This window comes from Bacillus cereus group sp. BfR-BA-01310 (genome assembly GCF_022664325.1).
Classification (GTDB): Bacteria; Bacillota; Bacilli; order Bacillales; family Bacillaceae_G; genus Bacillus_A; species Bacillus_A paramycoides.
The window spans coordinates 74,217-96,818 of sequence record NZ_JAKUHD010000006.1 but is presented as its reverse complement, the minus strand read 5'-3'; the positions used below and the strand labels follow the sequence as shown (position 1 = coordinate 96,818).

The following is a 22,602-nucleotide window of genomic DNA, read 5'->3' as shown; positions in this document are numbered from 1 at the left end:
GAGTTAAGGTTTCATAGGAGGTTTTTTAATGCGAAAAAAAATATGGATATTAAGTCTTTTATTATTTATTAGTATGATTTTCACTTCTTGTAATGCAACAAATGCAAATTCGAAAGGAAAAATTAAACTTGGTGTAACAAGTTGGAAAGAAAATATTGCAACCGCAAATATGTGGAAAGTTTTATTAGAAGAAAAAGGTTATAAAGTAGAGCTTATGTATTTAGAAAAAGCTGCGATTTGGACTGGAGTCGCTCGCGGTGATGTTGATGCTAATTTAGAAGTATGGCTTCCTGTTACGGATAAACCATTAAACAATCGTTATAAAAATGACATTGTCTTAAAATCAAAATGGTATGAAGGTACTGGACTTGGTCTAGTTGTTCCTTCTTATGTGAAAAACGTTAACAGTATTGAAGATTTAAATGCTCATAAAGACGAGTTAGAAAATAAAATTGTCGGGATTGAACCTGGCAGTAGTCTTATGAATTTAACGAATAAAGCAATGAAGGAATATGATATAAAACTAAAACTTGTCCAATCTTCAGAAGCTGCGATGATGAGCGAACTAAAAAAGGCATATACGAAAAAGAAACCAATCGCTGTTACGCTTTGGAATCCACATTGGGGTTTTTCAGAATTTGACTTGAAATATTTAAAAGACCCTAAGAAAGTATATGGTGAAAAAGATGACATTTATTACTCAGTTCGTAAAGGTTTCGAAAAAGATCATCCTGATATTGTGAAATACTTTGATAAATGGAAAATGAACGATGAGCAGCTTGGTACATTAATGGTCATGTTAAATAAAACGAAAGACCCAGAAGAAGCTGCACGAAAATGGATTAAAAAGAATCAAACATTAGTTGATGGATGGATAAAAGATTAAAAAGCAGGCTAGAGAATAAATTATAATCTCTAGCCTGCTTTATTTTATTTTTTCGTAACGACATCATCTAAAATCCCGTATTCCTTCGCTTCTTCTGCAGTCATAAAATAATCTCTTTCTGTATCATGTGCTACTCTTTCAATTGGTTGCCCTGTTTTTTCTGCAATCATTTTATTAATATCACGCTTTAACTTTAATATTCTTTTTGCTGTAATTTCAATTTCCGTCGCTTGCCCTTTCGCACCACCGAGCGGTTGATGAATCATGATTTCACTATTAGGTAACGCAAAGCGTTTTCCTTTTGCACCTGATAATAATAATAGTGCACCAAATGATGCCGCTAAGCCCATACAAAGCGTTTGCACATCTGGTTTAATAAGATTCATCGTATCTAATATTGCAAATCCCGCTGTCGTTGAACCACCTGGACTATTGATATACAGGAATATATCCTTTTCTGCATCTTCCGCTTCTAAAAATAATAATTGAGCTACGACACTACTCGCTACTTGATCGTTAATTTCTGATCCGATAATAATAATTCGGTCTTTTAATAACCTTGAATATATATCATAGGAGCGTTCTCCTAATTTCGTTTGTTCTACAACATATGGAATTGCATTCATTATAAATCCCTCCATCTATTTTATGCCGCACTAAGCATACAACTGTAAGAAGAACGTTTTTTCATACTGAATAATAACACCGGTTGTATTGATGGTAACTTAGTGAAATCTATTGTTGGGAGAAGCTTCGTTAACAATTCCGGCCTTTCCTCACGAATAGACGTTACTACAACTTCAATATCTTCTGTGAATTCGACTATCTCAATCCCTTCTTCACTTACAGTTTTCAGCCTATTTCTACTCCTAAATAATGATGCTTTAACCGCACCTTCTGATACAGAGCATATTTTTGCAATATCCGCGATACTATACTGAAAAACATCCTTTAATAATAAAATTACGGATTGTTGCACATTTAGCGAAAATAGTACTTTTCCTACCATCTCATGCAAATCTGCAATCTTTTCATGTGGTTCTTCAAATGTAATTTGCTCTTCCATTTTCTCTTGAACTGACTTTACTTTTACTTGGTCTAGCCACCGGTTTCTAGCTATTTTATATAGAAGCGTCATACAAATATCTTTATCACTATACTTTTGAAGAACTTTACATACTGCTTCTTGGGCGAGATCTTCTCCATCCCATTTGTTTTTCGTTAAAAACGTACAGTACCTTTTTAACTCTCCATATTGCTCAATTAAAAAATTTATATTTGAATGATTCATATCGATATGATTCTTTAAGAATTGCGTTACTTTTGTGCACAAAATAACCACTCCTTTTCAGCGCTTACTTAATAAACGATTGAACAAATAAAAAAGTTACGGGGCTTATAATAAATTTTATGTTTATGTTCATGAATACGGGTCATAAATATGTTATATAGAATTTTACATGAGGAGGAATCCATTTGCCAAAATTAACAGTTGAAGGTACCGGAACTTTTGATATTAAGGAAGGAACGAAATTAGTATTAGCACTTGAAGATAACGGTGTGCATATTCTACATCGTTGCGGTGGCAAAGCAAGATGTACAACTTGTCGAGTTGAAGTCATTGCAGGTGATTTTTGTGATCCCACAAATGATGAAAAACAAGCGATTACGGAAAAAGGGATTGAAGATCATTTAAGATTATCGTGCCAAATGCGTGTACACAAAGATATTACTGTCCGCCCTATCCTTACAGTTGAAAATTCTGGCTTAGATGCTGGACCACGTCCGGCGGAGTAAAGCGATGAATTTAAAACAGCTCGCCGGTGAATATGCTGCGGATTTTGTACAAGACAATATGAAAGTTGGACTCGGCACAGGCTCCACCGTATATTGGACAATACAAAAATTAGGGAAACGTGTGCAAGAAGGTTTATCCATTCAAGCAGTACCAACATCAAAAGAAACTGAAGCATTAGCTAAACAACTGTCAATTCCATTAATTTCCTTAAATGAAATTGATATACTCAATCTCACCATAGATGGTGCAGACGAAATTGATTCGAATTTGCAGTTAATAAAAGGTGGTGGTGGTGCATTACTTCGCGAAAAAATTGTCGCTGCCTCCTCTGAAAAACTTATTATTATTGCAGATGAATCCAAACTCGTTTCACATTTAGGTGCCTTTCCACTTCCTATTGAAATAGTCTCCTTCTCTTGGAAACAAACTGAAAAGAAAGTTCAGTCTTTAGGATGCGAAACGCGTTTACGTATGAAAAATGACGAACCATTTATAACCGATAACGGTAATTTCATTATTGATTGTATTTTTCCAAATAAAATATTGAATCCAAATGACATGCATAAAGAGCTAAAAATGATTACTGGTGTAGTTGAAAGTGGATTATTTATAAATATGACGAGCACAGCAATAATCGGAACCGAGAACGGTATAAAAGAATATTAACTATTTTAAAGACTGACTTTTGAAAGTCAGTTTTTCTTTTTCCTTTAATAACGCTACTGTATGATATACTATGAAAACACATACATATCATTCTAGAAAGGGCTGAACAAATTGGAATCAAAACTCATAACAGAATTTATAGATTTAGAAACTGCCTTTCACATTCGTAGAGAAGTATTTGTAAAAGAACAAGGTGTTCCTCTTGAAGACGAGTTCGATACATTCGATAGAATTGGCGAAGAATGCAAACATATTTTAGTTTATTATAATGAGCTTCCTGTAGGTACTGGTCGTATACGATTTGTTGACGGGATAGGCAAACTAGAAAGAATTTGTATTTTAAAAGACTATCGCAAATACGGATTAGGTAAAGTAATTATTCAATCATTAGAAGAGATTGCTCGTAACAAAGAAGCAAACAAAGTTAAATTGCATGGTCAAACACATGCCGAAGGATTTTATAAAAAATTAGGCTATCAAACCTCATCTGACGTATTTATGGAAGATGGAATTCCGCACATTCTTATGACGAAAGAATTGGCGTAATAAAAAGGGTATTATATGAATCTGCATTATGGATTCATATAATACCCTTTTATAGACACTGTTCTCATGTACAGTTTTACATTTACTACCGACCTATAAATGTAAAAATCTCATCAACAGCTTGCTTATGCCCACCTGACTTTCGGAAAGACTCCTTCATATTCAAAGAAGCTTCTTTAAATGACGGATTATTTAATACTAGCTCAACACTTTCACGTAGTTGATCCTCAGTTAATTCTTTCATATGTAACTGAACTCCTGCCCCGATACTCTCCACTTGCTTTGCGATTACTGGTTGATCTGCGCTTTGCGGAATTACAACGAGTGGAACACCGTTAGAGAGTCCTTCATGCGTACTGTTCATCCCGCCGTGTGTAATAAATAATTTCGAATATGTAAGAAGTTCAGTTTGTGGTACATAATTTTTCACAATGAAGTTTTCAGGAATATCACCTAAATCACTTATTTTTGTTTTGCTGCCAATAGACATAACAATCGTATGGTCACTATTCTCGAATGCCTTAATACAAAGTTTATAAAAATCAATCGCTTCATTAAAAACAGTGCCTAGTGAAATATAAATCGGATTTTTCTCTTTAATTAAAGTATAATTGAAGCCCTCTTTTGCGATTGGTGTAGAGATAGATGGTCCTACAAATTTGAAATTTTCGTCAAATGCATCCCCAAAAGGTTGAAATTCTCTTGTTGTATAAACAATGGTAAGTGGTGCGGGATTACAGAAAACTTCATAAGATGATTGGATTTCAACACCATATTTTTCTTTAATTCCTGTTTTTAAGCTTTGAAAATCATTATTAATTCTATCATTAATTTCCACAGGGATATTTTTCGAAAGATGGTCTAACATTCTTTCAAATGATGTTTCATCCTGCGCAAAAGATGTACACGAATTTATTGCTGGAAGCTTAAGAATTTGAGCAATTAAACGGCCACAACCAAACATGGAATCATGAATAATATAATCAAAATGTTCCCCTTCAATTTGTTCTAGAACACCAGGTATTACAAGATCTGCTGTATGTAAAAGGCCGTTTATTCTTTCATGTATATAATTTCGTCCACCGGAAAGAAAAGCTTGTAAAAATTTTTCATCATCAATCGTTCGTACCGTAGCACCTGTCTTCTCAATACGCTCTCTGAAAGCTTCTATTGAAAAATAAACTACTTCTTCTCCTCGTGCAATTAGTTCTTCTACAATTTGAATCGTTGGGTTAATATGTCCTTCTGATCCAACATTAATGACTAATACACGTGCCAATATAAACACTCCTTAAGTTAAATGATTTCTAAGTTGTCATTAGGAGTACGGGTACTTTCCCTGCTCCTATCTCTTATTCTCCTTCTAAATGGACCTAGCAAGCCTAAACCCAAGATCATCTATTTGAAATGTAGGATGACTACGCCTACGACAAGTAGCACCGCAGCCTCTAGCCTCTTCAGCCCAGCTACCGCCCCGGAAAATTCGATACGATCCATATACCTTTTCATCATACAAATCATAACACCATTCCCAAACGTTCCCTAACATATCATATAATCCCCATGTATTCGGTTCTTTTGTACCGACCTCATGAATATGTCCCTCTGAGTTTTCATTATACCAAGCAATCTCTTTAAGTTCTCCATATATGTATCCAGTAGTTCCTGCTTTACATGCATATTGCCACTCTGCTTCAGAAGGTAATCGGTAACCGTTTGAATCTAAATTACAACGAACCGTTTGACCGTTATCACTAATAGAATAATACTCTTTTAATCCCGCTTTTTTTGAAAGTAAATTACAAAACAGAATCGCATCATTCCATGAAATATTTACAACTGGTTTATTATTTCCTTTGAATACATTTGGTGTATTATTCATAACGGCATCATATAATCCCATCGTTACAGCATACTTTGCAAGAAGAAACGGCTTAATTTGAACTTTCCATTCTTTTTTTATTCGATCATCTCTTAATATTACCTCTCCTACTGGAATTTTTACCATATAAGAATCAATCGAGCGAATGATTTCATTCAATGTTATCCCTCCATTTTATAATGGAACAAAATTAATTATTTTAGTGCATAAATTTATAGTTGCCGCACTTCCTTTAAAAATCGCTGAACTTCATTTGGAGATTTTAAAATAATAACTTCTTTATCCTGACTTAATTGATTTAGACTTTTTAAAATTGCAGGTCTTTTCATCTTAGGATATTCCCATATCCATTTAAAAAATTGCAAGTCAAACCTTTCTTCACATCCTGCGCCCATATCTGGTCTAGTTTTATTCCGATATTGTACAATTCTTTTAAAAGCACGATAAACACATATCGTTCTATGAATATCAAGAAAGATGATTGTATCAGCTGCGTTAATTCTTATGTCCATTGTCCCGCCATAATTCCCATCAATTATCCACTTTTCTTCTTTAATCAAGTCATTTTGAACGGTTCTTTGTTCGTCTCTCGGAACACCTACCCAATTCGGCTTCCAAAATAACGCATCCAGATGATGTACGTTTATGTTTAATTTATTTCCTAACTGTTTTGCTAATGTGGATTTTCCTGAACCACCAGAACCAATCAATATTATTTTTTTCATAAATGGCTCCTTTTTCATATCGTACTTATCAATAAATTTTCTACTTTATTTATATAAGTACGCTACTTGCTATAACTTCTTCAATTTCTTCTTTATTCGCAAAAATCCATAAGAACATCTCTTCATTCAACTTTAGTAAATCAACTGACTGGACAAAATAAGTAATAAAGATAATTTGAATAGAAAGCATGACGTACCAAATAGTCTGTACTTCCTCTCTTGTTAATGCATTTTGCTTATTATATCCTTCAAAAATAGTTCTAACGATTTGTAACCAGTTCCTTCTTAATGTTTCATCCATATATAGCTCACTTAATACACTGGTAAAACAATAAGTTAGATCAAATACTCTTACATTTTCTTCCAAAAGTTCAAAATCGATAAATCCTTGAAATTCATTGTCTTGAAAGATAACATTTGATAAGTGCATATCGCGATGAATGATTTGTTTCGGTAATAATTGAACTTTTTCTTTGAATTTTTTATGTAAGTTATTCATTTGTTGAATTACATCACGCTGAACCTGCTCATTCTTTTCTAAAATCGGCATAGCCCACTCGTATAACACTTTATACAAATCCCTTTTTATTAACTCACTTACATTCCCTACTGAATTAAGAGCCTGATGTAGATTGGCCAATTCCTCTCCAATTGTGCTTCCTAGCTCTTTCAGCTTTTCTGTATCTTTTATTTCTAGCACACTTCCGGCAACATATTCATACAAACAATAATACTTCTCTTTATAAAATACGTACCTTTCATCATTTTTCGTTTTCACTAATTTTTGTACTCTAATTCCTTTTTCATCAAGCTGTTCTAATACGTTTAGTTCAACTAGAAGCTGCTTTATCGATCCCTTCTCCTTTAAAATATACGCTTTATTATTACACGTAACCTTTGTGACTTTGGATTGAATTACATTAGCCGTAACATGTTCATCATGAAACCAAAACTTTGCAATTTCCAGTGCATGCTCCATATACACATCCCCTTTTTAAAATCTCTTATTTCTCGCGTAACATAAACTCACAAAGCATTCCTACCCCAATACCAATTGTATAAGCCACTAAGTCACTCCACAAAAATCCGTAACCTAATACGAGTCCACCTAATGTCGTTGCCCGAATGCTATCAATCCATTCTGCATGGTACAATTGGCTAATTTCAATCCCGTAGCAAAATATCAAACTAATAATAGCTAATTTCTTCGTTTCTATTTTAGGAAATAAAAAGCCAAATCCCGTAAAAATCATTAATGCCCATAACGCATCACCTAAATAAGCATTTAATATATCCGGTAAAGCATATGCAAATTTTCTTGAACTAAGGCCTAAAACAATTACGATTATAGTAAAGATAGCGTATAGTATTCTGTTTCGTTTATTAATCATTATAAATTCTCCTAGTTTATACTTTCCTTTATTAATCTTAAACTAAAAACAGCTTGTAAAATATAACAATTTTACAAGCTATTTAGACGGTTTCACTTTGTATTCTTCGCTTTTATAATAAGGAAATGCGGGTTAGTGTTTAAATAATGATATGACTTCTTATCTACTTCTTTCATCTTTCCAATCGGTTTCGGCTCGACTACCTCTTCTAATACAAAATTATTCGTTGTTTCATTTATAATATTTTGAAGTGATCTTCTAAAGAAACTCACTTCAATTGTAATATTTGGTTTACGCCAAGTATCTACTAGTAACTGCGTTTTAAAATAATCTTCACACGGAAACTTTGTAAAATCCATAAACGGATGATGAACTGAATACACAAATAAACCACCTGGTTTAAGAACGCGATGAAACTCTTGAAATACATCACTCCAATTTTGCAAGTAATGAAGAGTAAGCGAACTTACAATGATATCAAAAGTATCATCTTCAAATGGTAATGTTTCTTCAAGATCATGACAAAGAAACGTTGCGTTTTCACCTACACATTCCCTTGCTGTTTTCACCATTTCTGGACTTACATCAATAGCCGTAACTTCTGCACCTCGGTTTACGAATTGAGAAGAATACCAACCAGCTGCGCAACCAGCATCTAAAACCTTCATCCCTTGCATTTGCTTCGGGATGATTTCCATCATTGCTGGTCTCTCATAATAACTGTTATATGGATTTACCGTATCAAGATTTTCTTTATACGTGCTAGCCAATTTATTATAAGTATCCTTTGTGGAATCTATCATTAATTTCTCCTCCTAATACTTATTAATTAATACTTATTAATTAATCCAATAACTCTTGCTGTTTTTTCTTTGAAAATGATTGCAGTACTAAATCATAAGACCAATCTATCATCTTATTAATTTGTTCTTGTTCTACATCCTTATGTATGTACACTGTATTCCAATGTTTTTTATTCATATGGTAACCCGGAATTATTGTATCTGGATAATCTTCTCTTATTCTTAATGCGAGTTCCGGATCACATTTTAATGTGATTGCAGCTTTTTCACCCTCTTCATGGTTCACTATCGCAAATATTTTATTATTGAGCCTCATACAAGTTGCATTCCAACCATCTGGAGAATCTTCTGTCGCTTTTCTTTTCGATAAACAATATGCTCTTGTTGCATTCATAAAAATTGACACCTCTTATTCTTTTACTATTTGATTACGATGCATCACAATTTGCTTCGTCGCTTGAAATTGCTGTTCACCATAAAACTTTATTAGTTTCTCTCCGCAAAATAGACTAACAATATCAATATGAGATATTTCTCGAAGTAACATAGTAAGCATCTTCTCTCCAATGCCTTTATTTCTTACACTTTCATATACGACAACATCTTCTATGTACGCTCGAAAAACACCATCAGAAACAACTCTAGCAAATCCAATTAATTCATTTTCTTCCCATACTCCAATTGCTATACTATTCTTTAACATTTTTTCAATATCGACTTCTTTTCTTTCTGGCCACCAGCCTACAGAATCGTAAAGATTTTTTATTTGTTCTGCACAGATAGGGTGTTCGTGTTGAAATTTATATGTGTACATTTTCCATGCTCCTAGTAAACATAATATAATTATATTAAAGTCTTTTTTCTAAAAAATGTTGACTATATCCTTTAGGATGATCTTCAACGACCCCAAACTCTCGATAACCATGCTTTTTATAAAATTCAGGTGCTTGGAAACTAAAGGTGTCTAGTATTATCAGTCTACATCCTTTTTCCTTCGCAATGTCCTCAATTTTATGTAGCAATTGACTTCCATATCCATCATGACGAACCGATTCATCAACCCATAAAAAATCGATATGTAGATGATAAAAATACATCGTTCCTGTTACCCCGCCAAAGATTTTCCCTTCCTCATCTTTCACAACGAGGCTTACTTGTTCCATCGGCTGTTTTACTTCATCTGTTAAAATAGACATGTTATATTGAATTAATTTATTTTTAATGTATTCTCCTTCAGTGCGTGAACCGTTCTCTATACGTTTCATATATATTTCTTCCTTTCACCTTAGTAAGCTACATTTAATTTTTATTTCTTCTCTTTAAAATACTAATGAATACAAATCCACCATATGTAACAAAGCATGAAAAACCAATTATTCCTGGTACAGAGACATAGCCCGTTCTTATATAACTTATAACTGCAAAACTAACGATTGATAATAAAATAGATGGCCAAAATATAAGAGCTGTTTTTCTTCGTCTCTGTTTCGATGTATTTTCTTTCTCTACAGAAACACGTGTGCCAAAAAGCAATACAATACAAATTAGAATCGCTGCAAAGTAAATTGTATCTAATGATAAATTGTGATCGTATAGTGCGATTCCAACTTCAAGAGCAATAATTGTTAAAATTAAAATAATAATCGTTGAAGTTTTTAAGTTTCTTTTCAATCATTCACCCCCGCGATACTTTTTTATCTTCTTTGTACAAGCACTTCAAAGCTTCTGTATTTGTTTCATCTACCATTTTATTATTAAATCGATCAGGTAAATCTTTGCCTCCAATTACATAAAGAAATGGAACTTCATTAAACATTCCCATTATACCAATATTTATTGTAGCTGTGGTCAATCCACCTGTCATATGAGCTAAATGATAATACGGTATACCTTCATAATCACCTTGTTGTCTTACCATTCCATTAATAATAGGTTCCCATAATTCTGGTTCTGATTTATAACTTTGAAAAATATGTACTAAAAGTGAATGTACTTGATTTAACTCTCCAACATTTTGTTCATCTCTAGGGTTTTCCTGTATATGAATCTTTGTAAAGTACGTTGAAACATATTCTCTGACAGTATCCCATCCTCCGCAGTGCATAACAATTGACTGAGCAATATAGCTATCATGGCATGCTATCATCACTTCAACCGCTTTTCTAAGTGTTAATGTATTTCTTCCTTGTAAGTGAGGATATAACTGCGCACTATCCTCATTTGGATTAAACTTAATATGATGAAGTATAGCATTCTAACTAATTTGTTTATCCTTTATCATCTTTGCTACTGCAAATCCAATTGCCACTTTTGCTGCTGATGCTAATGGAACATAAAGTTCACTATTATAGGAAGCAACTATGTTTTCATACTTTGTAGAGTAAACAACTAATCCAATTTGACCTGATTGTATTTCTTTAATTTTTTCAATGACAGTCTGCATATTCATTCCTCTTTTTATATCGTTTTATCATCTTTTCAAAATTCGATATAGAATATAAAAATCCTTTTTTGTTAAATGCTATTCATGCATTCAATAAGAAAAGGTAGCATGAAATTTTTTCATACTACCTTTTAAAAATATTTATTACGACGCATAACGAATACATCTATTCTTCGATAGGTTTTACAGGGCCATTAAGCTCCAATTGATAAAAAGCTAAATCTAACCATCTATTAAACTTATAACCAGCTTTGCTTATTGTCCCCGAATAAACAAAGCCGAAGTTTTTATGCATAGCAATGCTTTTTTCATTTTCTGCATCAATCCCAGCAATTAAAGTCATGTATTCTCTTTCTTTTGCAATTGCGATCAATGCTTTCATTAAAGAAGTTCCAATTCCATTTTTTCTATATTCTTTATTAACATACACAGAATGTTCAATTGAATATTTATAGGCAGGCCATGCTCTAAATGGGCCGAATGTCGCAAATCCTACTACTTTATTATCTAGTTCGTATACTAAAATTGGATACCCGTCAGCCTGTTTTTGTTCATACCAATCTATTCTATTTTCAAGGGTTACAGGTTTATATGCATATACAGCTGTTGTATTAAGTATCGCATCATTATAAATATTTAAAATAAATGTTAAATCTTTTTTCGTTGCTACCCTTATCATTGTTTTCTTCCTTTCAAAGTAATTTTTCTCTTTAACTTTCTAAAATGAGCGTTTTTGATTAAAATTTTAGATTTATTTATCTGAACGAACTCTAGCTTTTCGAAAACCATCAATAATATTTAGTACCGCGGATAATATGAAAATAATTACCCCTCCAACAATTAACCGCGTTTTAAATTCCTCTGGAGAAATAGTAAACACATTTGCTACATACGTAATAAACCCTTCGTTAATTAAATGCGGATTTACTACAATTACAATGAATACTATTGTTCCAGTTATTTGAAGAATTGCATTCCCAATTGCCAATCTTTTCGTCCATTGTCCCTGCACTAACTTATAAAGAGATATACCTATTTCAAAAGCAATCATAATTACAACGATTGGCCAATACTGAAGTAAAACATCTTGATTAAACGTTGGCGCGACGAACTTCAATCCATTTGCCGTGCCATGATATACGCCAACGAGATGATTCGCATAAAAATAAAATGTTGCCCATATTGCCGTCCACATTAAGCCTCCAAATACTTCGAACTTAGAAATCTTCTTTTTCTTCGGGATATACGGAGTACTTTTCAAATCATCCGGAGTCCATTTTTTAAAACGTGTTGTTAATGGCTGTGGGTCTTTTACATTATCAGTTCTCTCTAAAATAAAAAACACAAGTGTCAACCAGAAAAATACATGGAGTCCTACTTCGATTATTTCCCCTATGCCTTTCCCCATCAATTTTAAAATAACATATAATACCGCCTGATCACCACTATAGCCTATAATATTTTCTGCAACCATTGAAATAAGTGCAATCACAGCTGCAATCGGTATAATCATTTTTAATAACATCATATACACATCAAAATAGCGCGGTCCAATTAAATGCATTGGTCTATCCAAGTACCCATTAGCCAATGCAACTGGACTCCCTAATTTTTCAAGAACTCTCTTTACATCGTCTTCTTTATAATCATCGGGTAACATATCCTCGATTGTCGAACGTAACTCAAGTACAATATCATCACGGTTTTTCTCAGGTATTCTCTTCGCAACTTCCTGAATGTAAACCTCAATTAAATTCATTCTCGTCCTCCTCCTTTAATAAGTTATAAAGTTCTTTTGAATCTTTTATCCATTCTTTTTTCAATTGCAAAAAAATCTCTAATCCATATTCACTTAAAACATAATACTTACGAGGTCTACTCTCCGTTTTATCCCAACTACTCGTCACGAGTTCCTGCTTTTCTAATCGGCGAAGTAGTGGATATAAAGTACTTTGATCAATTACGATCCCTGATTGCTCCAATAATTGGACAAGTGAATATCCATACTGTGGCGTTCTTAATTGGCTTAAAACAGCTAATGTCAATGTCCCCCTTCTTAACTCAGTAATTAACGAATTTAATAAAGTATCCATTCACCCACCTCATTTTTATTACTATATGTCATACAGTATATGTTTTATACTATGTATCGTACAGTATCTGTGTGACAAAAAACGGATAATAAAAAGCACAAACTATAAATTATCTTAGGGTGAAAACCTTCAAACGTATGTAATAAATAGACCAAACATATTATATATATAAAATATGTTTGGTCTATTTATTATAATTCTGTTCGTAACGCTTATTGTTTTATCTTTTCTTACTCAACTAACGGGCAGTTTAGTTGAACAATGGTCATTAGCTTTTTTCAACAATCGGGCCATTTAATTGAATAAGAATCTCAAGCAAAAATATTTTTGATAACATTGGTATAAAGTTTGTGAAGCATTACATTTAAACAAGTTATCACTAAGGTTATAATTTATCTATGTCAATACATTTAAAACTACTCATTAGTGGAAAACTGCGAACGGAAGATTATTTATATTAGTGGAGGTTTAGACGATGGACTTGAAGTCAGGGATTTCTGAAATTATTGGTATTAAAGCCGATGATATACCAGCTTCAATCGAATACAGGATAATAGAATCCATAAAAGAGGATGGATATAAGAGACATCTTATTGAGTATAACTCCAATGGAGATACAGTCATTGCCTTTCTTTTAATTCCCGAAGTTCTTAATAATAATCCTGCAATACTAATAAATCACCAGCATAACGGCGAGCATCATTTAGGGAAAAGTGAGGTATGCGGATTAGCTGGTAATCCCTTGCAGGCTTTTGGACCGGAATTAGCGAGAAAGGGATTTGTTGTTTTAGCACCTGACTCGATATGCTTTGAAGAGAGACGAAAAAATGCGCAGGGGATAGTACCTCTACCAGGCGATGAGGATTTTTTTCAACATTTAAATGAAATGTCTTACCGCATCTTAAAGGGTGATAATCTGATGAAAAAAGTACTGTTTGACGCTATGAATGGAGTAACTTTGCTGTCTGAACTTACTTTTACTGATAATAAAAAAATTGGCACACTGGGGCATTCTTATGGTGGAAATACCGTGCTATTCTTGTCTGCGTTAGATGAGCGGATTTGCTTTAGTTGCGCAAGTGGAAGCGCGTGCACCTATGAGAACCGAATGCTCAATGATGTAGGTATTGAACTGGCAAGCGTGATTCCGCGTTTCAACAAAAGCTATGATATTTTTGATTTAGTACACTGTATTGCTCCAAGACCGTTATTGATTGTCTCTGCGAATGAAGACAAATACTCGAGGGATGCAGACTTTATTGTTGAACAAGCCCGTCCATCATACGCAAAATATGGGGCTGATAATAAATTATGTCATAAGAGATATAATGGTGGCCATGGACTGACAAAAGAGAGGTTTGATTACATCGTCGAATGGTTGTGTATGAGTGCTGGATACACCGCATTATAAGCATTATATGAAGATATTTTACTTCACATTCTTCTTATTATATGTAACAAAGATATTAGCTTGTTCAAGTAAACAAGCTAATAGAAACATATTGTTATGCCATTAAAGGGCGCTTTTCTTTAGTAAGAGGGCGTCTTTTTGATATGCCCCTACACATCAAGGGATTAGATTTTGTTAAGGTAAAAAAGATTGTGAATATTTTTACTTAAACTAACGGGTGCGTTAGTTTAGTAAGAGACAGCGATTGCTGTCTATTTTTATGGCTTATTGTTAAACGACAAAAAAGTCGGGTACTGCACCGTACTAATTTGTTATAAAACTACTCATATAGGAATCTAACGACAAAAATCGTAGTAAGTGATATACCTACCAAACAAAGAAAGTCTTCATTAAATCTCCTTTTACAAAATATTTATATATACTTACAAAAACATTTAAAAGGAGTAACAACATTATGAAAAAATACAAAGCACAAGAATTTTACAATCAAACAAACTTTACATGTCATCAGTCGCCGGAACTTCAAAGACAACCTGTTAAATACTTCCCAACTGACTCTGATTTTTAACAGCATTCAATGAAACTTAATAACTACAAAATTAAAAGTTTGCAAACAGCATTTAATACGATACTGCACACTGAGGACGTTGAAGTATTGCGTATAAATAAACACAAAATATATAAAAACTTATATTTAATCGAAGAATACATCAAATCAGTATGTAATATTGAAGACTCTTTAGTTACATTTGAATGGTCTATTGAATCTGATATTCGCACAGTAAAAACAATCTGTATTAAGAGTATAAATAACCATTTCAATGTTATTGCAGATTGGTATTCAGCAAAGGAATGTAAATTTGTAAATTCCCCATTGGAGTTTAAGCCATTGAGCGTAGCAGAAATTAATCACGTTCTTTTTAATCTATCAAAAATATTGAAAGTACCATTCTCACTAAAATTTTATAACGTAAGCCCAACACATGATTTTACTAAACTAAATGAAACAATGGAGCAGATCAAACAAACCAACAAATCGGATTATTATCAACTATCCATCTTACAAAATAAGATGTTATCCTTTACAGGGTTATTCGAAAAATACATCAATGAATATTGCAAAATTGTAGATTCTAATTTATTCACTTGGGCATTTTTATATAAGCCTGAACTTGAAGAGTTTACATTAAGTCTCGAATCAATAAACGATTACTATGCTATGAACAAGGAATGGTTTTCTGCAAGCAAACAACAAATCGAATCATCCGAAGTAACAGTACTAGATATTATTGCGGCACTTCATCACCTTTCTAAAAAGATTGGGATTCCGGTAAAATTACGTGAATATGATGGAACTAAAAAAGAGTTCATCTTAAAAAAACACAAAAGAAAAAATAGAATAAAATAAAAATAGAAAAAGAGTGTATATATACACTCTTTTTCTATTTTTACATGTATCTTGGCTTTACCCCTTATGGACAAATTAATTAAGTAAGTTAATGAATGCGTTTTCAATAAGTAGGATGTATGATAGAATAATATACGGATGGAAATCCAACACTGATATTATTAAAATTAAAGTGGTTATCAAGTCGGAGGAAGGCACCTTATGGTGTCTTTTCTTTATAAAAAAAGACGTATAAAGCGCCTAATATGAAATGATTATAAAGATGTTTAATTCTATGAAAAAATACTGAATAAGAACTCCTAAAAATAACAATAAAACCTTTTAATAACCCGATCATTATGCAACAATCACGCGCGTTTGTTTAATTGTTAGAAACCTTCTACCAAAACATTCATTTATCATAGAAGGTAAACGAACCAGATGCTTACGACAATAAACCAAATGTTGATTGACAACAGGAACACTCGCTCACATATCCCAAAGATAAATCGCAACGGCTTGAACATCGTTACAATAACAGCACCAAGCGAGATAGAAGAAATCATGGTTATGATGTGAAAAAATGGTTCTAGATTTTTAAAGCCTTCCAGTAATTTTAAATGACTTCCCCCACGATCAATGGCCATATAGGAAAAAGTGAACGCAAGAATAGCAAATAAGAAATGGAGTTTTCCTCGAACCGTAAGTTTTTCTCCTTCTAGGTCAGTTGGAAAGAATAACATAATGATACGGGAGATGACCATTAGAATGATTAAAACCGGTATGGACGCGGATATGGTGAAGCGATCTTTTACAATCAACATCACGATAGAAAGCGACAATGCCCCTAAATTGCTGAGCCAAGCGTATATAATAAATAAATTTTTTGTAGCACCTACACCGTAATCACTTACAGCATGTCGAATAGGATGATAGCCTGTTTTCTTAAAGTGAAGTATGAGGAAAAAAATAAAATAACCCAAAAAGAACAATACGGCCACAATCGATAGGATTTTCTCGATGGACAATTTCAGACCTCCCAAAGTTCATCAGATTCAGCTCTCCAACAGTCCCTTCCCTCCTTTTTATCACTGGTGAAATTAAACCCAATAAAAACTACTTCTTTCTGTACAGGGGATATTCCTGCATTGTATAACGTATGCACGTTTGGTTTTCATTACGCATCATTATCGGTAGCAAGGAAAAAAAAGGGAAACCTTACTCTTACAAGGGAAACTTCTTTTTTTGGTTTTATGGATTTATACATTCCTATCCTGGTTCGGTTTTCGGGTGATCCAGTAATCATTTCTAATTAAAGGACCTTTGCTTCTCCTCCTAATAAGAGGCAGCGTTATTAACACTCTATAAGTTGTTTTAATTTTTGTTTTGTAAACAAAAAAATGAACACCCGTAGTAGGTGCTCATTTTATCATTTTAATCTTTCTTCAATTTTAAGTGTCGGGAAGTAATCACCAGCCTCATTTGTTTCCTTTTCATTACGATTCATACTTATACTTCCTACATTAGCATATGAAACAGATAATTTTTGCCAACCATCATGATTTAATAACTCATCTGCTAAGTGACTGTATCCATTAACCGCTAAATCCCTAGCAGGGAATAGGTTGTTGGATGCTAATACAATAGTTGCTTTTATTTCACCATTTTCAACAGAAACGTTATTTAATTTGTCATTTTCTCCAATAGAATAATACTCGATAATTTCTTTCACTTTATCAACTGTAATTTGCTGTTGTGATTGTTCTACTGCTGCATCCGTTTTAACTTGAACATCAGCCTTTGGTTCTTGCTCGCTCGGTTGTGTTTGAGCAGTTTTAGCATTAGCCTCTGTTTCTTGCTCAGTCGGCTGTGTTTTAGTAGCCTCAGTTTTTACTTCTGCGTCTGCTTGAGTATCTTTTTGTTGAGACTTTTTATTAACACTTCCTTCAGTTGTACCCATTTCTTTTCCGTCTCTTATATCCACAATACTTCCAGCTGCTTTTACATACAGGTCTGTTGCTTTATTGAATTGATTAATACCATCTATCCATTTGAACCCTTCTGTATCAGAAATTCCTGCTAATAGTTTAGATGTAGCCACTTCATATTCTTCCATTGCCCTTACTAGTTCCTTGTGTTGATTTTCATACTTACTATCAGGAACTAAGTCTTTAAATTCCTTAACTACCTCTCTAAACTCCACAACCGCTTCTATATACTCATCTTGTGACGAAGATAACGAATGGTCTTCCTCTTGTACTTTAGTCATTTTATGTAATGACTCTCTCATAGCTCCAGTTTGTTTTAAAAAGTCCTTTTCATATGTTGTTTCTTCTACCGTGTTTCCGCAACCTCCAACAAATAATATAAGTGGAAGTAAAAAATATACTAACTTAAGCTTTACCATGTTGTGACTACCTTACTTTCTAGTTTTTTGTTCTTGTTCATTATTTTTCAAACCAATACACTCTTTTTAGAGAATTAATAATAATGGTTTAGCAAAAACAACTTTTTAATATATGCGTTTCTGTCTAAATATTTCAACCTCTCTATTTATGAATATTTTGTTTGGATAATATTATAATTATAACATTTAATAGTAAAATTGTACTTTGAAAATTAAATAGACCATTTATCGTTATTGAACTGCACAAACAAAGGTGAACCATCCAAAAAAGACCTAGCCGATGCGCATTGTTAAGAGGCGTGCTAGGTTCTGGTGTATACACTATATCCAAACAACTTCATTCGTGCTATCATTTTTACTCTTTTTATTGAAAAAAATGGAGAAAGATTCTCCATTTTTAATTTTTATTGTCTTCATTTATTTTTCGTTGTATTGCATACAGTTTATTCAGAGTATCAATCAATTCAGTTGTGTCTGAATCACCCTTAAACTGATTTTTGAATATATCACCTACATACGCCTTATTAAAGCGTTTAAACTCGTCTGACAGCTCCTTAGAGGAAACTAAGATACCATCGGAAAATAACTAGCTCCAAATTAACAGGAGAGTTAAAACCATCTCCAATTTGTTCCTCGTACATAACATAAGCAGGATTATTATTTTCTTCGAATGCTGATGACATGCCGTTATCAGTGAAGTGAGCAAACTCTGCTGCAATAACACCAGGTTCGATCCCATCATTTACTGCACTGTCATAAATCAATTTACCCATTCCAACAAATTCATTACCTTCCTTGATACCAGCAAAGTATTCATCAATTGCCCCGGCTGAGATTACTTTAGTGCCATATATAGCACTGTTTTCAGTAAATGCGCGCTTAACCATGGTAGGCTCTTGGATATTTCCTACATTCGATAAAATTCCTGATGAAATAAGAACCGCAAAACCTGCCACGCAACATAGTGAAGTAACAACAGACGTTTTAACAATTAAATGATTTGTTTTTAACCATTCTTTTGCTAGCTGTAACTTTTCTTTCTTTCTTTCTTTCTTTCTTAATACCATTTTCTTTGCAACTTCTAGTACTTTGATTTGTTTCATAATTAAACACTCCCAATAAGTTTTAGAGAGTATACGTGACAAATATATGTTTGTGTAAAAAAACAAAAAGCCAGAGTATGCCTACTCTAGCCGCAAAGCACATATAACATTGGCCTGAACGATAATATCAGTTTACTCTAATAGTGTTCACTTTCTCATAAGAGGCAGCATCTACTAATTGAATAGTAAAAAAGCAGTATGTATATGATTTGTGCTTTTCTAGCAAACTTAAATACCAATAATACTTTTAACTATGTACCTCAGATAATATAAATTCTCCTTTTTCTTTAAGGAATGGGACAACATCTACAATCGACTCAACATTGATTACTCCATATACATGCGGATATTCTTGACCGTTAGAAGCAAGTTCATATTTTATTTCTGCTTTTACTAGGGATGGATCAATTGTAAGTAATAAAACATCTTCTTCGTGATTGAAATGTTTTTGGGCAACTTTTAAAGCTTGCCCCAAAAATGAACAATGAATAAATCCCTCTTCTTTAAGTGAGGCTTCATTAATTTCTCCAATTGTTTTTGCGGCTTCCAAATTTCTTTTTGTTATTACTTTTGTAATCATACCCATTTTCTCCCCCATATCTTTATATAGAAAAACAAGAGGTTTTTCTGTTCATTACTAGAAAAACCTCTTGAATTTTTTATTTTAATCCCTTTATTAAAGGCGATGCTTCCCCACTATGGAAAATCCATAAATCATGAAGTGATCTCGTACATCCGACATATAGTAACTTCGCATCATGTTTTGTATTTTTATAATGTTCTTCATCCACATCGATTATCAGTACAGCGTCAAATTCTAAACCTTTCGCTAAATAGACAGGTACCACTGAAATGCCACCTTCATATTTACTTTGATCCGCTTCGATCACGTTCACTTTTAGTCCTGCATTTGTTAATTTCTCATACATATCACGGCATTCATCGTCTGTTCTTCCTATTACCGCAATTGTTTTCACATCTTCATTTTGTAGATGTTTTAACGTCTTCACAATTTCAGTGAATTGATCTTCTGCATGAATCACTTTCACATCTTCACCGCTACGGAAAACTGGTGTTGCGAGTCCTACTGGTATTTCTGCATTTTTAATTATTTCATTTGCAAATTCAATAATTTCTTTTGTAGAACGATAACTTCTCGTCAGTTCATAATAACCAGTTTCTTGGAATACTTCCTTAAAGGCATTCCAGTCTTCAATTCCTTGATAATCATAAATCGCTTGAGATAAATCACCTAATATGGTGAAAGAATTACCTAGTGTAATTTCTTTTAATACATAAACTTGGAATGGTGAAAAATCTTGCGCTTCATCAATAACGACGTGATGAAACTTCTGTCCGATTTCAATACCCGTTATACGATGATGTATATAAATTAAAGCTGGTAAATCTTCTATATATACTTCTTTTTTACGGCAATTCTTTTCTGTTTCTTGAACAAGTTCTTCAGGTAATACTTCGAGTATTTCTTTACTCTTCATCATCGAACTATATAGTGACAGCGGGCTCATTTTCGGCCAAAAATTCATATATGTGTTCAATCTCTTTGTCGCTTCTTTTTTTAGTAACTTTTTCTCGTTTGTTTCTCCAAACTTTTTAAGTTCAATTTCAATCCAGCGCTTCATTCGGCCGACTAAACGTTCTCTTCTTTTCTTTAATGGATAATGTTTATATTCAACTTGCATCCATTTTTTAACGTCTTCCACTGGAATAACTGCTTTATCCCATGCTTCAAAATCTTTTGTCGGCATTAAATCTTTTTCAAATTGAGCCATTCTTTCTTCAATAAACGACTTGAATTCCAGCGTACCCTTTAATTTACCAAGCATAACCTTGTTTTCATCACGATTAATCGAAAATGCTTCTTTCAATTTTTCTTCTGTCTGCTTCAGTTTCACCGAATCATCTAACGTACGTAATGCCCAATCCGGAAACGTTGTTTGACTAATATTACCTACCCCTAGTTCAGGAAGTACACTCGAAATATAGTCTAAAAACAAACTGTTTGGAGCGAATACAATCATTCTCTCCGCTTCTAGTTGTTCACGATATTCATAAATTAAAAAAGCAAGGCGATGTAAAGCGATTGTTGTTTTTCCGCTCCCTGCAACCCCTTGAATTAATAATGGTAAGTTTCTTTCCGCACGAATAATATCATTTTGCTCCGATTGTATAGTCGAAACGATATCTTTCAATTTATTGTCTTTATTCTCGCCTAATCGATATAGAAGAAAATCATCAGCATGCGAGACATCTTCATTTCCTTTCACATATGTATCAACAACACGTTCTAATTCTCTCTTTCGAATGGAAATGTTTCGTTTTAAATAAACATCGCCTTCTACTAATCCGTCTGGTGATTGATAAAATGCTAATTCTTCTCCACCGGTAAATGAATAAAACATGCTTGCGACAGGTGCTCTCCAATCAATTACAATTGGTTTCATCGTGTCTTTATCTGAAACACCTACTTTACCGATGTAAATCGGCATAACTGCTTCTTTTCCATCCTCTTGAAAGTCTAGTCTTCCAAAGTAAGGTTCTTGTACACCAATACGTAAGTTTTGTCTATTAGACTCCCTCATACTTTCAAGAATTTGCTCTTTAAAATCTTCTCCATAATACACCGGGATTTTTTCAAGCTGTTCTAATTGATCATCCATCGTACATAAAGTATCTTTCATTGTTTGTAACTCTTCTTCAAATATGTTGCTCATTTTGATGATTCCCTCCTGTCCGTTCCAATTTTTTCAGTCGAGATACAATTGTATTAAAAATCCATTCATAAAGTCAATAGTCCCAAATTAAATTTTCCGAAAAAACTTACTTTTCACCTTTTAAATTTTGAAATTCAAATGCTATTTTTACATTATAAAAATATACAACATCTAAATCATACAACTACACATATAATAAAGTGATGTGTGCAAAAACTGCTACTTTCTACTAATTGAAATGGTTTTACTCTATCAGACAAAGTTTCCTGCACATACTCTCCTGCTATCTTTCTTTTTATCCTCAAGTCTCAAGTTTAATTTATATA

At 33.2% G+C, this 22,602-nt stretch carries 26 protein-coding genes and 1 pseudogene; 6 read left to right on the top strand and 21 right to left on the bottom strand.

From position 1 onward, the window contains the following. Positions 1–28: 28 nt before the first annotated feature. Entirely contained in the window at positions 29–886 is an 858-nt protein-coding gene (locus MR109_RS14650) for a glycine betaine ABC transporter substrate-binding protein (RefSeq protein ID WP_242272643.1), read from the top strand. 44 nt (positions 887–930) lie between these two features. On the opposite strand, the gene clpP is transcribed toward MR109_RS14650, so the two are convergent. Further along, complete coding sequence (gene clpP / locus MR109_RS14645; RefSeq protein WP_071719360.1) at positions 931–1,512, bottom strand: ATP-dependent Clp endopeptidase proteolytic subunit ClpP; 582 nt, start codon at positions 1,510–1,512, stop codon at positions 931–933. Positions 1,513–1,532: 20 nt separating this feature from the next. Continuing rightward, positions 1,533–2,219, bottom strand: coding sequence for an RNA polymerase subunit sigma-70 (locus tag MR109_RS14640; RefSeq protein WP_071719359.1), 687 nt, complete (start codon positions 2,217–2,219; stop codon positions 1,533–1,535). A gap of 143 nt (positions 2,220–2,362) precedes the next feature. On the opposite strand from MR109_RS14640, the gene MR109_RS14635 reads away from it, so the two are divergent. The 3 genes from MR109_RS14635 (at position 2,363) to MR109_RS14625 (ending at position 3,896) form a co-directional block, all read left to right on the top strand. Then, positions 2,363–2,683: a 2Fe-2S iron-sulfur cluster-binding protein gene (locus MR109_RS14635; protein ID WP_002172267.1), complete on the top strand. Its 321-nt coding sequence runs from the start codon at positions 2,363–2,365 to the stop codon at positions 2,681–2,683. A 4-nt stretch (positions 2,684–2,687) separates the two neighbouring features. After that, a complete protein-coding gene (rpiA, locus tag MR109_RS14630) occupies positions 2,688–3,350 on the top strand; it encodes a ribose 5-phosphate isomerase A (RefSeq protein ID WP_242272640.1) in 663 nt (220 codons plus the stop codon). Positions 3,351–3,461: 111 nt separating this feature from the next. After that, entirely contained in the window at positions 3,462–3,896 is a 435-nt protein-coding gene (locus MR109_RS14625) for a GNAT family N-acetyltransferase (protein WP_242272638.1), read from the top strand. An 85-nt stretch (positions 3,897–3,981) separates the two neighbouring features. On the opposite strand, the gene MR109_RS14620 is transcribed toward MR109_RS14625, so the two are convergent. The 14 genes and pseudogenes from MR109_RS14620 to MR109_RS14555 form a co-directional block, all read right to left on the bottom strand. Continuing rightward, positions 3,982–5,175, bottom strand: coding sequence for a macrolide family glycosyltransferase (locus tag MR109_RS14620; protein ID WP_242272637.1), 1,194 nt, complete (start codon positions 5,173–5,175; stop codon positions 3,982–3,984). 84 nt (positions 5,176–5,259) lie between these two features. Next, complete coding sequence (locus tag MR109_RS14615) at positions 5,260–5,937, bottom strand: formylglycine-generating enzyme family protein (protein ID WP_048370959.1); 678 nt, start codon at positions 5,935–5,937, stop codon at positions 5,260–5,262. A 53-nt stretch (positions 5,938–5,990) separates the two neighbouring features. Beyond that, positions 5,991–6,503: a DNA topology modulation protein gene (locus MR109_RS14610; RefSeq protein WP_048370960.1), complete on the bottom strand. Its 513-nt coding sequence runs from the start codon at positions 6,501–6,503 to the stop codon at positions 5,991–5,993. A gap of 49 nt (positions 6,504–6,552) precedes the next feature. Then, complete coding sequence (locus MR109_RS14605; RefSeq protein ID WP_242272635.1) at positions 6,553–7,482, bottom strand: phosphotransferase enzyme family protein; 930 nt, start codon at positions 7,480–7,482, stop codon at positions 6,553–6,555. Between the two features lie 25 nt (positions 7,483–7,507). Further along, positions 7,508–7,894, bottom strand: coding sequence for a ribosomal maturation YjgA family protein (locus MR109_RS14600; RefSeq protein ID WP_048370964.1), 387 nt, complete (start codon positions 7,892–7,894; stop codon positions 7,508–7,510). Positions 7,895–7,986: 92 nt separating this feature from the next. Beyond that, the gene (locus tag MR109_RS14595) at positions 7,987–8,697 is read right to left on the bottom strand and encodes a class I SAM-dependent methyltransferase (protein ID WP_098790896.1); all 711 of its coding nucleotides are present in this window, start codon (positions 8,695–8,697) and stop codon (positions 7,987–7,989) included. A gap of 40 nt (positions 8,698–8,737) precedes the next feature. Then, positions 8,738–9,091 carry an MmcQ/YjbR family DNA-binding protein gene (locus MR109_RS14590; RefSeq protein ID WP_048370968.1) on the bottom strand — a complete coding sequence of 118 codons (354 nt, stop codon included), beginning with the start codon at positions 9,089–9,091 and terminating at the stop codon, positions 8,738–8,740. A 15-nt stretch (positions 9,092–9,106) separates the two neighbouring features. Further along, the gene (locus tag MR109_RS14585) at positions 9,107–9,511 is read right to left on the bottom strand and encodes a GNAT family N-acetyltransferase (RefSeq protein WP_178939752.1); all 405 of its coding nucleotides are present in this window, start codon (positions 9,509–9,511) and stop codon (positions 9,107–9,109) included. Between the two features lie 34 nt (positions 9,512–9,545). Then, entirely contained in the window at positions 9,546–9,962 is a 417-nt protein-coding gene (locus MR109_RS14580) for a GNAT family N-acetyltransferase (RefSeq protein WP_242272633.1), read from the bottom strand. A gap of 34 nt (positions 9,963–9,996) precedes the next feature. Next, a complete protein-coding gene (locus tag MR109_RS14575) occupies positions 9,997–10,368 on the bottom strand; it encodes a hypothetical protein (RefSeq protein WP_071719350.1) in 372 nt (123 codons plus the stop codon). A 4-nt stretch (positions 10,369–10,372) separates the two neighbouring features. Then, a pseudogene (locus tag MR109_RS14570) lies at positions 10,373–11,140 on the bottom strand (serine hydrolase). A gap of 166 nt (positions 11,141–11,306) precedes the next feature. After that, complete coding sequence (locus MR109_RS14565) at positions 11,307–11,819, bottom strand: GNAT family N-acetyltransferase (RefSeq protein WP_242272631.1); 513 nt, start codon at positions 11,817–11,819, stop codon at positions 11,307–11,309. Positions 11,820–11,891: 72 nt separating this feature from the next. Beyond that, a complete protein-coding gene (locus MR109_RS14560) occupies positions 11,892–12,899 on the bottom strand; it encodes an HAAS signaling domain-containing protein (protein WP_242272629.1) in 1,008 nt (335 codons plus the stop codon). Beyond that, positions 12,886–13,233, bottom strand: a complete 348-nt coding sequence (locus MR109_RS14555) for a PadR family transcriptional regulator (protein ID WP_242272627.1) — start codon at positions 13,231–13,233, stop codon at positions 12,886–12,888. Before MR109_RS14555 ends, MR109_RS14560 begins: the two co-directional genes overlap by 14 nt. 475 nt (positions 13,234–13,708) lie before the next feature. Between MR109_RS14555 and MR109_RS14550 the strand changes: the two genes are divergently transcribed. Then, on the top strand, positions 13,709–14,644 hold the full coding sequence (locus MR109_RS14550) for a dienelactone hydrolase family protein (protein WP_242272625.1): 936 nt from the start codon (positions 13,709–13,711) through the stop codon (positions 14,642–14,644). A gap of 655 nt (positions 14,645–15,299) precedes the next feature. Continuing rightward, on the top strand, positions 15,300–16,052 hold the full coding sequence (locus tag MR109_RS14545; RefSeq protein ID WP_242272624.1) for a hypothetical protein: 753 nt from the start codon (positions 15,300–15,302) through the stop codon (positions 16,050–16,052). 398 nt (positions 16,053–16,450) lie between these two features. Here the strand turns inward: MR109_RS14545 and MR109_RS14540 are convergent, their stop codons facing one another. The 5 genes from MR109_RS14540 to MR109_RS14520 form a co-directional block, all read right to left on the bottom strand. After that, a complete protein-coding gene (locus MR109_RS14540; RefSeq protein WP_242272621.1) occupies positions 16,451–17,059 on the bottom strand; it encodes a DUF998 domain-containing protein in 609 nt (202 codons plus the stop codon). Positions 17,060–17,460: 401 nt separating this feature from the next. Next, positions 17,461–18,438: a hypothetical protein gene (locus tag MR109_RS14535; protein WP_242272619.1), complete on the bottom strand. Its 978-nt coding sequence runs from the start codon at positions 18,436–18,438 to the stop codon at positions 17,461–17,463. 554 nt (positions 18,439–18,992) lie between these two features. Next, positions 18,993–19,541: a hypothetical protein gene (locus tag MR109_RS14530; RefSeq protein ID WP_242272618.1), complete on the bottom strand. Its 549-nt coding sequence runs from the start codon at positions 19,539–19,541 to the stop codon at positions 18,993–18,995. 247 nt (positions 19,542–19,788) lie between these two features. Further along, positions 19,789–20,121, bottom strand: a complete 333-nt coding sequence (locus tag MR109_RS14525; protein ID WP_242272613.1) for a DUF952 domain-containing protein — start codon at positions 20,119–20,121, stop codon at positions 19,789–19,791. Positions 20,122–20,200: 79 nt separating this feature from the next. After that, positions 20,201–22,276 (bottom strand): HelD family protein, encoded by a 2,076-nt coding sequence (locus MR109_RS14520; RefSeq protein WP_071719345.1) that lies wholly within the window; start codon positions 22,274–22,276, stop codon positions 20,201–20,203. Positions 22,277–22,602: the final 326 nt, after the last annotated feature.